Origin of the sequence: Niveispirillum sp., assembly GCF_052437035.1 — a bacterium.
Taxonomy (GTDB): domain Bacteria; phylum Pseudomonadota; class Alphaproteobacteria; order Azospirillales; family Azospirillaceae; genus Niveispirillum.
Genome location: NZ_JBQVOH010000002.1, coordinates 265806 through 279773, shown reverse-complemented (window position 1 = coordinate 279773; position 13968 = coordinate 265806). Strand labels below are relative to the sequence as shown.

Annotated in this window: 9 protein-coding genes; 7 read left to right on the top strand and 2 right to left on the bottom strand. The window is 64.1% G+C overall.

The window, feature by feature from the left end; translation table 11 throughout:
• Positions 1–3: 3 nt before the first annotated feature.
• The 3 genes from ACT6Q8_RS06450 (at position 4) to ACT6Q8_RS06440 (ending at position 5517) form a co-directional block, all read left to right on the top strand.
• A complete protein-coding gene (locus tag ACT6Q8_RS06450; protein WP_444734930.1) occupies positions 4–1608 on the top strand; it encodes a phytoene desaturase family protein in 1605 nt (534 codons plus the stop codon).
• Between the two features lie 140 nt (positions 1609–1748).
• A complete protein-coding gene (locus tag ACT6Q8_RS06445) occupies positions 1749–3041 on the top strand; it encodes an amino acid permease (RefSeq protein WP_444734929.1) in 1293 nt (430 codons plus the stop codon).
• 139 nt (positions 3042–3180) lie between these two features.
• A complete protein-coding gene (locus ACT6Q8_RS06440; RefSeq protein ID WP_054166192.1) occupies positions 3181–5517 on the top strand; it encodes an Orn/Lys/Arg decarboxylase N-terminal domain-containing protein in 2337 nt (778 codons plus the stop codon).
• Between the two features lie 55 nt (positions 5518–5572).
• On the opposite strand, the gene ACT6Q8_RS06435 is transcribed toward ACT6Q8_RS06440, so the two are convergent.
• Positions 5573–6358, bottom strand: coding sequence for a 2-keto-4-pentenoate hydratase (locus ACT6Q8_RS06435; RefSeq protein WP_444734928.1), 786 nt, complete (start codon positions 6356–6358; stop codon positions 5573–5575).
• 165 nt (positions 6359–6523) lie between these two features.
• On the opposite strand from ACT6Q8_RS06435, the gene ACT6Q8_RS06430 reads away from it, so the two are divergent.
• From ACT6Q8_RS06430 to ACT6Q8_RS06420, 3 genes are all read left to right on the top strand, one after another.
• Positions 6524–7303: an IclR family transcriptional regulator gene (locus ACT6Q8_RS06430; RefSeq protein ID WP_444734927.1), complete on the top strand. Its 780-nt coding sequence runs from the start codon at positions 6524–6526 to the stop codon at positions 7301–7303.
• A gap of 203 nt (positions 7304–7506) precedes the next feature.
• Positions 7507–9612 (top strand): TonB-dependent siderophore receptor, encoded by a 2106-nt coding sequence (locus ACT6Q8_RS06425; protein WP_444734926.1) that lies wholly within the window; start codon positions 7507–7509, stop codon positions 9610–9612.
• A gap of 103 nt (positions 9613–9715) precedes the next feature.
• Positions 9716–11701: a PepSY domain-containing protein gene (locus ACT6Q8_RS06420; protein ID WP_444734925.1), complete on the top strand. Its 1986-nt coding sequence runs from the start codon at positions 9716–9718 to the stop codon at positions 11699–11701.
• Between the two features lie 21 nt (positions 11702–11722).
• On the opposite strand, the gene ACT6Q8_RS06415 is transcribed toward ACT6Q8_RS06420, so the two are convergent.
• Positions 11723–12841, bottom strand: a complete 1119-nt coding sequence (locus ACT6Q8_RS06415) for a C45 family autoproteolytic acyltransferase/hydolase (RefSeq protein ID WP_444734924.1) — start codon at positions 12839–12841, stop codon at positions 11723–11725.
• A gap of 144 nt (positions 12842–12985) precedes the next feature.
• Here ACT6Q8_RS06415 and ACT6Q8_RS06410 point away from each other — a divergent pair, with 144 nt between their 5' ends.
• Entirely contained in the window at positions 12986–13900 is a 915-nt protein-coding gene (locus ACT6Q8_RS06410) for a GntR family transcriptional regulator (protein WP_444734923.1), read from the top strand.
• Positions 13901–13968: the final 68 nt, after the last annotated feature.

Here is a 13968-nt window from a genome sequence, read left to right as displayed (position 1 = left end):
TCCATGCGCGACGTCGTGATCATCGGGGGCGGCCATAATGGTCTGGTCTGTGCCACATATCTGGCCAAGGCCGGCCTGTCGGTCACGGTGCTGGAACGCCGGCATGTGGTGGGCGGGGCGGCGGTGACGGAGGAATTCCATCCCGGCTTCCGCAACTCCGTCGCCGCCTATACCGTCTCGCTGCTGAACCCCAAGGTCATCCAGGACATGGATCTGGCGGCCCATGGGTTGAGGGTGGTGGAACGGGAAGTGTCGAACTTCCTGCCGTTTGATGATGGCACCCACCTGATGACGGGCGGCAACGGACTGACCAAGCGGCAGGTGGCGAAATTCTCCGCCCGGGATGCCGAACGGCTGGATGATTACGATCGGGTGACGGGGGCCATTGCCGATGTACTGCGCGATCTGGTGCTGCAAACCCCGCCGAACGTGGTGCAGGGCGGGCTGTTCGCGGCCCTGCCGGAACTGTTGAAGATGGCGCGGCTGGGCGGGCGGCTGAACCGGCTGGATATCGACCTGCAGCGCGAATTGCTGGACCTGTTCGCCATGTCCGCCGGCCATTATCTGGACCGCTGGTTCGAGAGCGTTCCGGTGAAGGCGGTGTTCGGCTTCGACAGTATCGTGGGCAATTTCGCCAGCCCTTATACGCCCGGTTCGGCCTATGTCCTGCTGCACCATGTGTTCGGCGAGGTGAATGGCAAGAAGGGCGCCTGGGGCCACGCCATTGGCGGCATGGGCGCCATCACCCAGGCCATGGCCAAGTCGGCGATGGCGGCGGGGGTGGAGATCATCACCGATGCCGCCGTGACGGAAGTGATCATCGAAAAGGGCCGGGCCGTGGGGGCTGTCACCGCCAACGGCACCGCCGTACGGGGCCGGCTGGTCGTGTCCAACCTGAACCCGCGCCTGCTGTTCGGCAAGCTGGTAGCCGCCAACGAGCAGCCGGCGGAATTCAACCGCCGCATCAATAGCTGGCGCTGCGGGTCCGGCACCTTCCGCATGAATGTGGCGCTGTCGGAACTGCCCGATTTCACCAGCCTGCCCGGCAAGGACCGCGCCCCGCACCATACGGCAGGCATCATCATCGCGCCGGGGCTGGATTACATGGACCGCGCCTTCATGGATGCGCGCCGCGATGGCTGGTCCAAGAACCCCATCGTGGAGGTGCTGATCCCCTCCACCCTCGACAGCACCCTGGCACCGCTGGGGCAGCATGTAGCCAGCCTGTTCTGTCAGCATGTGGCCCCGGAACTGCCCGATGGCGCCTCTTGGGACGATCACCGCGAAACGGTGGCCGACCTGATGATCGACACCGTCAACCGCTACGCCCCCAATTTCAAGGCGTCGGTCATTGGCCGGCAGATCAACAGCCCGCTGGACCTGGAGCGGACCTTCGGGCTGGTCGGAGGCGACATTTTCCATGGCGCCCTGGACCTGAACCAGATTTTCTCCGCCCGCCCCATGCTGGGCCATGCCGATTACCGCACGCCCGTCAAGGGCCTGTACCAGTGCGGGTCCGGCACCCATCCGGGCGGCGGCGTCACCGGCGCGCCGGGCCATAATGCCGCGCGGGAGATCATTGCCGATATCCATGCCCGGCGGATTTAGGGGGGCAACGCTCCCCTGAACCCTGGACGGATGCGGAATAACGGGTAGGCTTTCCATAGGCCCCGGCGGGCCGGACGATACGGGAGGTTTGGCATGCGACAGGCTGGCCAGGATTTCTACCCTCCGCACGGGGCCGGCCCATGAGAAACCGCAGCCAGAAGATCGGCCCCCTGGGGGCCGGGGCCATCGTCGCGGGCAATATGATCGGGTCGGGCATCTTTCTGCTGCCGGTCAGCCTGGGCGCCATCGGGTCCATCACCCTGATCGGCTGGATCGCGGTGCTGCTGGGGTGCCTGATCCTGGGCTGGGTCTGTTCACGCTTGGCCATGATGCGGCCCGGCGGGCTGGGCCTGACGGGGCAGGTGCATGATGCGCTGGGCCGTTATCTGGGCTTTCAGTCGGCCTTCGTCTACTGGATCGCCACATGGTTCGGGAATGTCGCCATCGCGCTGGCCGTCACCGGCTATCTGGGCACCTTCTTTGCGTCGATCAAGGTGCCGATGGTGCTGGCCGGGGTGACCATTGCCATCATCTGGCTGATGACGCTGATCAATCTGTGGGGTGCGCGCCTGATCGCACGGTTCGAGGGGGTGGCCCTGGTGCTGGGGCTGGCACCAGTGCTGCTGGTCGGCGGGCTGGGCTGGGCGTGGTTTGATCCGGAGATATTCCGGGCCTCCTGGAATGTGACGGGCGGGTCGGACCTGTCGGCCATCACCGCCTCGCTGGGCCTGATCATCTGGGCCTTCCTGGGCCTGGAAAGTGCCGCCATCGTGGCGGCGGTGGTGAAGCGGCCGGAACGCGATGTGCCGTTGGCCACGGCGGGCGGCATCGGGGTGGCGGGCATCACCTATATCATTGCCTGCACGGCCCTGTCGGGCGTGATGCCGGCGGCGGAACTGGCAGCCTCCACCGCACCATTCGCGGAGGTGGCGGCCCGCATCTGGGGACCGGTGGCGGCCAGCATCCTGGCGCTATGTGCCATGGTGAAGGCGGCGGGCACCCTGGCCGGATGGATGCTGGTGGGGGCCGAAACGGCGGAGGCGGCGGCCGAACTGGGCCTGTTCCCGCGCATGCTGTCCCGCATCAACGCCCATGGCGCGCCGTCGCGCAACCTGATCGTCACTGCCATCCTGATGACCATCGTCTGCATCTCCACCCTGTCGGCCACACTGGGCGAACAGTTCAGCATGGTGATCAACATGGCGGTGATCCTGAATGTGCTGGTCTATGTCTATGCCTGCCTATCGCTGCTGCGCCTGTCGGGGGAGGTGCCGGCGGGGATGGAACGGCTGCGGGTGCGGGGAGCCGCCATCGCGGGGCTGGGCTTCGGCATCCTGATCATCGCCCTGTCGGAGGCGTGGATGTTGGGGGTCGCCGCCTTGATCCTGCTGCTGACGGTGCCGCTCTATCTTCTGCGGCGGCGGGCGCGGTGATGGGTCGCCATCTATCTTACGGCGCAGGGGCGGCAGCGGCAGACATTTCTTTGTAACTTCTTTTACGGCGATGAACGGGGCATTGTGCAGCCGCTGATTTTCGTTCCCTGTCACATGCGTGGCTTCTGGAGGCTCACCGATGGATTTCTTCCGCCGCTTCAATTTCCTGGTCTGCGCCCCCGCCTTTGAGGCGGATGAACTGGAGGGGTCGCGGCTTCAGGACATTATCGGGGAGGTGGAGCGTCTGGGCTTCGAGGTGACCAAGGCGCGGCGCATCGAGGATGCGGAATTGGCCATCCGTACAGATGCCGCCATCGGCTGCATGGTGCTGGACTGGGGCAAGCGCTGGTCGGAGGGAAAGGCGGCCGCCCTGATCTCCCTGGTGCGGGCGCGCGGGCTGGAAATGCCCATCGTGCTGCTGGTGCGGCGCAAGCGGCTGGAGGATATCCCGGTCGAGGTGATGCGGGAGATCGACGGCTATGTCTTCCTGGCCGAGGAAACGCCGCAATTCATCGCCAAAAACCTGATCAGCCGCCTGCGCCAATATGCCGAAACCCTGAAGACGCCGTTCTTCGGCGCCCTGGTCGATTATGCCGAGGAAGGCAACCAGATGTGGACCTGTCCGGGCCATAATGGCGGCATCTTCTATAGCCGCAGCCCCATCGGCCGCATTTTTGTGGAGCATCTGGGCGAGGCGATTTTCCGCGACGATCTGGATAATTCCGTCGTCGATCTGGGCGACCTGCTGGTGCATGAGGGGCCGGCGCTGCGCGCACAGAAGGAAGCTGCCAAGATTTTCGGGGCGGAACGCACCTATTTCGTGCTGAACGGCACCTCGGCCTCCAACAAGGTGGTTCTGGGCGCGTTGGTAGCGGAAGACGACCTTGTCCTGTTCGACCGCAACAACCACAAGGCCGCCCATCATGGCGCCCTGCTGCTGGGTCAGGGCACGCCGATCTTCCTGGAAACCGACCGCAACGCCCACGGCCTGATCGGCCCCATCGATTACGAGGCGCTGGACGAGGACAAGATCCGGGAGAAGATCCGCACCAGCCCCTGGGTGAAGGACCCCGATGCCTGGAAGAAGCCGCGCCCGTTCCGCGTGGCCGTGATCCAGCAATGTTCCTATGACGGCACCATCAACAATGCCGACATGCTGGTCGAAAAGCTGGGGCCGCTGTGTGACTACATCATGTTCGATGAGGCCTGGGCCGGCTTCATGAAATTCCACCCGCTGTTCCAGGGCCGATACGGCATGGGGGTGAAGAACCTGGGTCCCGACAGCCCCGGCATCATCACCACCCAGTCCACGCATAAGCAGCTGGCCAGCTTCAGCCAGGCCTCACAGATCCATGTGAAGGACAAGCATATCGGCGATATCGAACGCCGCGTCGAACATCGCCGATTCAATGAAAGCTTCCTACAACACGCCTCGACCAGCCCCTTCTATCCCATCTTCGCCTCCCTGGATGTCGGCGCGCAGATGATGAAGGGCAAGTCGGGCGAGGTACTGTGGGACGACACGATCCGCCTGGGCATCGAGACCCGCAAGAAGCTGCGCGCCATCGCGCGGGAATTCATCGACAAGGAAAGCGATCCCGCCCGCCAGTGGTTCTTCGACCCGTTCGTGCCTGACGTCACCCGGTTTGAGGGGCGCGATGTGCGGTGGGAAGACGTGCCGACGGATGAGCTGGCCCGCGATCCTTCACATTGGATGCTGGAGCCGGGGCGCGGCTGGCATGGGTTCAGCCATCTGGGCCCCAACTATGCCATGACCGACCCCAACAAGCTCACGATCCTGACCCCCGGTTTCGACCGGCGCACCGGTGCCTATCAAGATCAGGGAATCCCAGCCCCGGTGGTGGCCGAATACTTACGCGAAAACCAGATCGTACCGGAAAAGAACGACCTGAATTCGCTGTTGTTCCTGCTGACGCCCGGCGTGGAAAGCAGCAAGGCCGGCGGGTTGATGAGCGCACTGATCTTCTTCAAGCGGCTGCATGACGACAATGCCCTGCTGGACGACATCATGCCCGATTTCGTGCGCCGGCGAGCCCCGCGTTATAACGGCGTGCGTCTGGGCGATCTGTGCCGCGATATCCACGCCTTCTATCGCGAGCATAATATCAGCGCGTTGCAGCGTGCCCAGTTCCGGCCCGAACATCTGCCGGAAATGGCCATGCTGCCGCATAAGGCGGCCAAGCAGCTGGTCCGTAACAAGGTGGATTTCGTTACCCTGGACCAGTTGCCGGGCCGCATCGCCACGACCTTGATGCTGGTCTATCCGCCCGGCATCGCCACTGTCCTGCCGGGGGAGCGGCTGACAGAAGCCGCTCGCCCCATGATCGATTACCTGAAAGTGTTCGAGAAGGGGGCCAACCTGTTCCCCGGCTTCGACAATGAAATCCAGGGCGTCTATCGCAAGCAGGATGCCGATGGGCGCATCCGGTTCTATACCTATGTGGTGCGGGAATAGGGTTGGACCATAGCCGGTGCCCGATACCGGGGGTCAGGGCTTCTGACCGCCGGTATCACCCGGCGGCATAGGTGAAGGAGCAGTTGCCAAGCCCGCCCACCTTTGCGGTGACCGTCTGCCCCGGCACCAGTGGCACCATCGGCCCCAAGGCACCGGTCAGCAGGATGTCGCCGGCCTGCAACGGCTGCCCACGGGCGGCCAGCGTACTGGCCAGCCAGGCCGCCGCATTCAACGGATGGCCCAGGCAGGCAGCTCCCGCCCCCAGTGACGCAATGGCCCCATCCACCTCCAGCACCATGCCGCAGGTATAGAGATCCAGCCCGGCCAACGGCCTGCCCTCCGCGCTGATCACGAAGAAGGCCGAGGAGCCGTTATCGGCGACGGTATCCGCGAAGGTGATGGCCCAGTTGGCGATACGGCTGTCCACGATTTCAATCGCGGCATGCACGCTGGCGACCGCTGCCGCCACATCGGCGGCGCTGGTAGTCGTGCTGGGCAGGGCCTGACCCAGGATCAGCGCCACTTCCGCCTCTGCCTTCGGCTGCAAGGTTCTGGCCGGGTCCAGGAAACCGCCATCGGCAATGCGCATATCATCGAACAGCACGCCGAAATCCGGCTGGTCCACCCCCAGCTGCTTTTGCACGGCCTTGGCCGTCAGGCCGGCCTTGCGCCCCACGATTTTACGGCCCTGTCCCTGCCACCATTGGGTATTGAGGGCCTGAATGGCATAGGCGCCATCGGCATCCAGCGGGTCCAACGCGTCGCGCAGCGGTGCGATGGCCGTGCCATCATAGGCCTGACGCAGACGCCGGGCGACTTCCTCATATGTGGGCGAGACCATCTGGCCGTTTCCTCAAATTATCATGGGGTTCCGCCGGGCACCCGCCGGCGGCAAGCAACGCGTGATCCAAGCCGGCATGGGGCCGTTGCCCCCGAACAGCATGTCCGCACCATATCCGATGGTGCCGCTGGTCACCAGCCGACGCCTGCGGTAATTTCTTACATCATGAGAAACGGAACCCCTCACCTCTCCTCCTCCCTGCGGGCGCTGACGATGCTGGACAGCGTCATCAATGGCGGTGGGGGAAGGTCGATCACCGATCTGGCACGCCAGCTTGATATCCCGGTATCCACCGCCCACCGTCAGATCGCGACGCTGGTAGCAGCGGGCTATCTGTCGCCCGATCCGGGGGGTGGGTATATGGCGGGCAGCCGGCTGCTGCTGCTGAATGCCCGGATTGATGAGAAACAGGTCATCGTCAGCAAGGCGGCACCGGTCCTGCCGGGTCTGGCCCGGCAGATCGGCTGCATCGTTCAGCTTGGCACGCTGGAAAATGACATGGTGACCTACCGGTTGAAGGCCGGGCGCAGCGCCGATGCCTTGTTCACCAAGGTCGGGCAGCAGTTGGAGGCCTATTGTTCGGGCATGGGTAAGGTGCTGCTGGCCAACCTGCCGGAGGATGAGCGGGAAAAATACCTGGCCCTTGGCCCCTTCGTTCCCCTGACACCCGCCACCATCACCGACCCCGATCACCTGCGCAGCACCCTGCGGCAGATCGCCATGACGGATGTCGCCCAGGATGAGGGGGAGATCGTGCCCGATCTGCATTGCGTGGCGGTGCCCATCAAACGGCCCGACGGCAAGGTCCTGGCCGCCATTTCCGCCTCATATCGGGTGACAGAAGGCGAAACGCCGGGGCGGTCGGACCTGATCGCCCCGCTGACCGCAGCGGCAATGACGATCAGTGCCCAGGTTTATGGCGATCCGTCGGATACCGTGGGCTGACCACCAAACAGGTACACAACCAACAGGCAAATATCCCCGGTCCGGCAATGAGACTGCGCCGGCGGCTGCCGGCCCCTGCTTTCGCCCCTCCAAAGCATATTGTATTCTATAAGTACATAATGCTATCTTGCCTTCAGAACATCGCAACCCGGCAAGGGGAGCGGCCGACAGGTAGGCACAGACACAAATACGGGGATTCTGACATGAGGACGATGAAGGCTGGGGTGGCGCTGGGATTGGCACTGACAGGCCCGATGCTGTATTTTAACAATTCAAATGCTCAAGAAAAGGCGGATAGCAGCGGCCCGCTGCTGGAAGAGATCATTGTGACCGCCGACCGCAAGAACAGCTTCGGCGCCGATTATGTGCAGGCCGGCACCTTCCGGGGCGCGCGCATGATGGACACGCCGCTGACGGTGAACATCATGCCGCGCGACCTGCTGGACGCGCAGCAGGTGACCAGCATGGGCGACGCCGTGCGCAACACCGCCGGTGTCACCTTTTCCCAGGTCAGCCCCGCCGTTTACGCCAATCTGGCCATCCGCGGCATTCCCGTTGAAAACCGCAGCAATTACCGCATGAACGGTTCGCTGCCGATCGTGAACCAGATCGACCTGCCGATGGAGGATAAGGAGCGGATGGAGGTGCTGAAGGGCGTCGCCTCGCTCTATTACGGGTTCACCACCCCTGCTGGCATCGTGAACCTGACCATGAAACGGCCAACGGCAGAAGCGCTGAATGAAATCACGCTCAGCGGCAATCAGTTCGGTGGCGTCGGCGTCCATGCCGACATGTCCCGTCGTTTTGGGGAAGAGGATGAATTCGGCCTGCGCGTGAATGCCGTGCAGGGCTGGCTGGAAACCGGGGTGGACGCGGTGGAGGGGCACCGCAGCGTGGGTGCCGTCGCCTTTGACTGGGACCCGGTTGAAACGGTGAAAATCCGCCTGGATGCCGAATATATTGAGAAGAAGATCACGGAGACGGCGACCATCACCCTGCCCGCCGCCGTCAATGGCGTGACCATCCTGCCCCCGATGTGGGACCCGAAGAAAAGCCTGTCATCGGAATGGATGTATTCGGATGCCAACGAACTGAACCTGATGGCTCATGTCGAATGGCGTTTTGCCGAAAACTGGTCGATCACGGGTCAGGCTGGGCGGTCCGACCTGTCGCGCGACCGGCATTACAACACCTTCCGCAACTATAACCTGACCACCGGGGCCGGCACGTTGCAGGTGCTGCTGTCCAACGGCAATGATTATGTGAACGAGAATTACCGCAGCGAACTGGCCGGCGCCTTTGAAACCGGTCCCTTGACCCACCAACTGTCCGTGGGTGGCACCATCAACACCCGCACGGCGGAAACGCCCAGCAACCCGACCGTCAATTACGCCCAGAATTACTATAACCCCGTGCGCGTGGCCGAAACGCCGCTGCCGGCCCGCGTGGTGCCCAACCCGTCCAAGATCACGGACCAGGGCGCCTATATTTTCGACCGCATATCCTATGAAAGCTGGATCGACCTGCTGATCGGCGCCCGCTACACCGACTATCAGAACAAGTCGAAGACGGGCACGCCCTACAACACCACCAAGACCTCGCCCTCCTATGGCCTGGTGGTAAAGCCGCAGGACTGGATCAGCCTTTACGCCACCTATATCGAGGGGCTGGAGGAAGGCGGCGTCGCCCCGCTGACCGCCGCAAATGGCGGTGAGGTTCTGCCCCCCGCCATCTCCAAACAGAAGGAAGCCGGCGTCAAGATCGAGCCGCAGAAGGGCCTGATGGTCTCTTTGACCTATTTCGACATTGACCGCGCCTCTTCCTTCCTCAACAGCGCCAACCGTTTTGTTCAGGATGGCCGCACCATCTACAAGGGCTGGGAAGCCAGCGCCACGGGTGAGGTGAGCGAACGCCTGTCAGTCTTTGCCACAGCCATGTATCTGGATGCGGCCCAGGAAAAGGCCGCCAGCACCGCCGTCATCGGCAAGCGTCCGGAAAACACGGCCAAATACACGGCGTCACTGTTTGCGGAGTATAAGCCGGAGGCGGTGGAAGGTCTGGGCGTCTCCGCCGGCCTGTTCTATGTCGGCAACCGCGCCATCAATAATCAGAACACGGCCTTCATCGACGGCTACACCACCTATAATGCCGGCATCCGCTACAGCACCGATATTGCCGACCATCCCGTCACCTTCCGCCTGAACGGGGAGAACCTGACGGGCAAGAAATACTGGGCGGCAACCGGGGCCAATCTGTTGAGCCCGGCCCTGCCCATGACGGTGAAGTTCGCGGTCACGACCCGGTTCTGACCAGCCGGTCCGGCATAGTCTGCTGTCACGGGGCCGCCTTCGGGTGCCCAGTGACAGCAGACTATTTTATTCATGCTACATTCTGCATGTCTTCGGGGGTGCAATGAGGCTGCTGGCATGGGCGCACCGCTGGCTGGGTCTTCCCTTATCGCTGTTGCTACTGGTGCAGGCGCTGACGGGTGCCATCGTCCTGTTCAAGCATGAGGCGAATGATCTTCTGCACCACGCGGCCCTGACCGCCGACGGTGCCCCGCCTTTGCCGCTGCAAACCCTGGTCGGCGGGGTGCTGCGCGACCGGCCCGATGCAAGGCTGCTGCGGATTGACTACCCGGAGACACCGGACGGCACCTATATCCTGCGCCTGGACCGGGGCGGCACCAAATGGCGCCTGTCGGTCGATCCCGGCACGGGACGGGTGAAGCGGGAGGCCACCGTCACCGGCTGGCCCATCGAGTGGCTTTTCGATCTGCATTACACACTGCTGCTGGGCAAGGATGGGCAGATCATTGCGGGGCTCAGCGGCCTGGGCCTGCTGATCCTGTCCATCACGGGGCCTGTCCTCTGGTGGCGGGGGCGGCCGCGCGGGCGGGGCCTGTTCGCGGTTGCCGGCGATGGCGGGCAGGCGCGGTTTCTGCGCGACCTGCACCGCCTGACCGGCATCCTGGCCGCATTGCCCCTGACCATCCTGTCCTTCACCGGGGTGATGGTGGCGCTGAAGATCTGGACCTCCGTCCTGGTCGGTGTCATCGCGCCTGTTTCGGGTAAGCCGGCGCCCCTTGTCGTCGCCCGCGCCGACCAACCATTGCTGCCCCTGGACCGGATCATCGCCGCCGCGCGGGCCGACCGGCCCGGCGCCCCCATCCGCAATGTACGCTTTCCCGGCGGCAGCGGTCGGGTGGTGCTGGTCTTTCTGGAGGATGAAACCGTCACCCTGCCTGACGCCACCTGGCAGGTCTGGCTGAACGCCTATGACGCTACCATCCTTGCCCGCTACAGCGACGCGACGATGCCGGCGGGCAGCCGTTTCATGGAATGGATGCTGCCCATCCATACCGGATCCGCCGGGGGTCTGGCCCTGCGCCTGTTCTGGTGCCTGTCGGCCCTGGGGCTGGCCGGTCTGCTGGTCACGGGCGCCTGGGGCTGGCTGGCGCGACGCGACGGATCACCCCGCACTTTGCGCGTGGCAGCCGCCGATCCGCTGTCGCCGGGCGTCATGGGGCTGCGCCTACGCCGGCCCTTCGGCCTGCCCGTGCGCGCCGAACCTGGCGCCCATATCGACCTGCATCTGGCTGGTGGTCTGATCCGGCAATACAGCCTGACCAACGCGCCGGGCGACCGGTCCGCCTATGCCATCGCGGTGCAGCTGGAACCCGCAGGGCGGGGCGGGTCGCGGGCCATGCATGCGCTGCGCGTCGGTGATCTGGTGCGTGTAGGCCCCCCGCGCAATAGTTTCCCGCTGGACCGCAGTGCGCCGCACCATCTGCTGCTGGCCGCCGGCATCGGCATCACGCCGATCATCGCCATGGCCGATGCCATGGCCGGGAATGGCGCATCCTTCAGCCTTCATTACGCAACGCGCGATGCCGCCGGTGTGCTGTTCGCCGACCGGCTTTGCCGCCTGGGGAACCGGGTGCATCTGTATCCTGCCGACGCCGTGCCCCGCCAACGCCTGGATATCCAGGCCGTGATGGCATCGGCCCCGCCCGGCACCCATGTGCAGGCCTGCGGTCCCGCCCGTTTCCTGGCCGACATAAGACAGGCCGCCGATGATCTGGGCTGGGACGGCGCGCGGGTGCATCTGGAGGGGTTTGCCCCGACGGGGCCGGGTGCGGATGCACAGCCGTTCCGCGCCCGGCTGCCCGATGGCCGCATCATCCAGGTCCCGGCAGATCAGACCCTGGCCCAGGCCCTGACCGCCGCCGGCCTGCCCGTTGCCGTTTCCTGCGGCCAGGGTGTGTGCGGTACCTGCACCCTGCCCCTGCGGTCGGGCCACGCCCTGCACAAGGATCAGTGCCTGTCGCAAAAGGAACGCCAGACCCTGATCACCCCCTGCTGCTCGCGGGGGGTAGGCGAAATCGCAGTGGGATGAAAAAAGGGGGCTGAAGCCCCCTTAATCCAGATCGTACCGCGTATAGGAATGGGGGCCATAGGGGCGTGGTGCCACCCACATGCGCCGTGCCGTGACATCCATCAGGATGGTGGCAACGGTGGAGGAGGTCCGCCCCCCCGGGCCTGAGACAACGGAGCGGCAGACGGCGCGCGGCGCGCCCCAGCGATCCTGGAACGCTTCCTTCAGCGTCTCCAGCGTAATGGACCCGGCGGCGGCGCGCAGGTGCGCCTCCACCCGTCGGTCGCGGTACAGGCTGTCGGCATTGACCAGCAGGCTGCGGTCCTGAAGCTTGGCACGGGCCGGCGCGCTGACGAAATGGTTGGCATGGACCAGCAGCCCGCCCTCCGGCGCGATCCAGAAGGCCTCATCCGGCGTGGTTTCCAGATCGATGGCATCACCATCGGCGTGGCTGACCATCAGGTTGTTGGAAAAAGCGCGCGGGCTTTGCAGCACGGTCAACAGCGCGTCTGACAGATGCGTCTGCGACAGGACCGCGCGCCTGATCAGGGGGATGGGCACACCGTCGCGGCTGCCATCCTTTTCGCATTCCAGGAAATTGCCGGTGATGGCCACGCCCGCACTGTTCAGGCCGGCCCGCGCCATCATGCCCGCTTCCACAAAGGTCAGGATGCGCGGCCCCTTTTCCGGGATGATGCGCAGGACCACACCGCAATCGGCGCATTCATCGCGCCAGTCCCAGTTCTGTCCATGCAGAAGATGCCCGTCCGCCGTCACCGATGGCAGGGCGATGGCCCCGGTACAGCCATCGGGTTCCGCCCGCGCCACCGCCGCTTTCGACAAACCGTATAACAGTTCGGTGCGGGCATTGATGGCGACAATATCCTCCACCGGCTCCCCCACCCCCTCGGCGATGCCGCGCATCTCCGCCATCTGCTCGGGATGGGATTTTTCCAGCCGTTCCTGGATACGCCGCGCCACGGTGCGGGCCTTTTCCCATTCAACGCCCTTGGCGTCGATGGCAGCGCGATAGATGGCAAGACAGACCGCGATCCGTTCCCCCGCCTGCGCCCCATATTGGCGGCCACGCTCCATCGCGGGGCCTTCCAGCGTGATCAGGGGAAAGGGGACGGTTTCTGCCTGTGGCGGCAAGGGTTCCATGGCGCATGCCCGACGGAGGTGAAAAGGATCGAATTGTATTATGATGAAACACAGTGCAAGTCAATTAGCCAACACCGATCAAATTGGATTTTATCACGACAAGATACTAGACTGGCGGGGAACAAGCACCGGATGCCCCCCCTTATGACCACCGACATTGACGATCAGGATGAACCGGAAACCGGCGGCCCGTCAAAGCTGCAGGCCGACCTGGCCGGGCAGATTGTCGATCATATCCGCCGTCACCGCCTGCCCGTCGGCCACCATTTCACCGAACTGGGTCTGGTGGAGGAATTCAAGGTCTCCCGCACGCCTGTGCGCGCGGCCCTGCGCCATCTGGCAGATCTGTGCATCCTGGAAACACAGCCGCGCCGTGGCTTTTTTCTGAAGGTGCCATCGGATGCCATCGAATGGCGGGGCGGCGGCGGTCGCGCGGATGAGTTAGAGGATCTGTATCTGGCCATCGCCGCCGACCGCATGAAGGGCAATGTGGATGGCGAGGTGTCGGAGGCCGACCTGATGCGCCGCTACGGGGTGCCGCGCGGCACCCTGATCCGGGCGCTGAACCGCATGGCTCAGGACGGCATCGTCGAACGCAAGATGGGCCATGGCTGGCAGTTCATGCCCACGCTGAACAGCGATGAGGCGCATGACGAAAGCTACCGTTTCCGCCTGCTGGTGGAACCGGCAGGTCTGCTGGAACCCAGCTTCACCCTGGACCGCGCCTGGGCAAGGCAGGTGCGTGAGGCACATGAAAAGGTGTTGTCGGGGGAGGTCAAGCCCACCGCCATGGAGTTCTTCGACATCAACGCCGAATTCCATGATTTCGTGGCCGCCTGTTCCGGCAACCGCTTCATCCACCAGTCGGTGCAGAACCAGAACCGCCTGCGCCGCCTGCTGTCCTATAACTGGTCTTATGGCGAGGATCGGGTGGTGGACAGTTGCCGCGAACATCTGGAGATCCTGCACGCCCTGGAACGCGGGGATCAGGAATGGGCCGCCGCCCTGATGCGCCGCCATCTGACCGTCTCGTCCAAGGAACGGCCGGAGTTCGGGTGAGCGTCCCCTACAAATCATATTGCATTTCATAAATACATAGTACAAAGTACCTCCAGCGAACAACACGG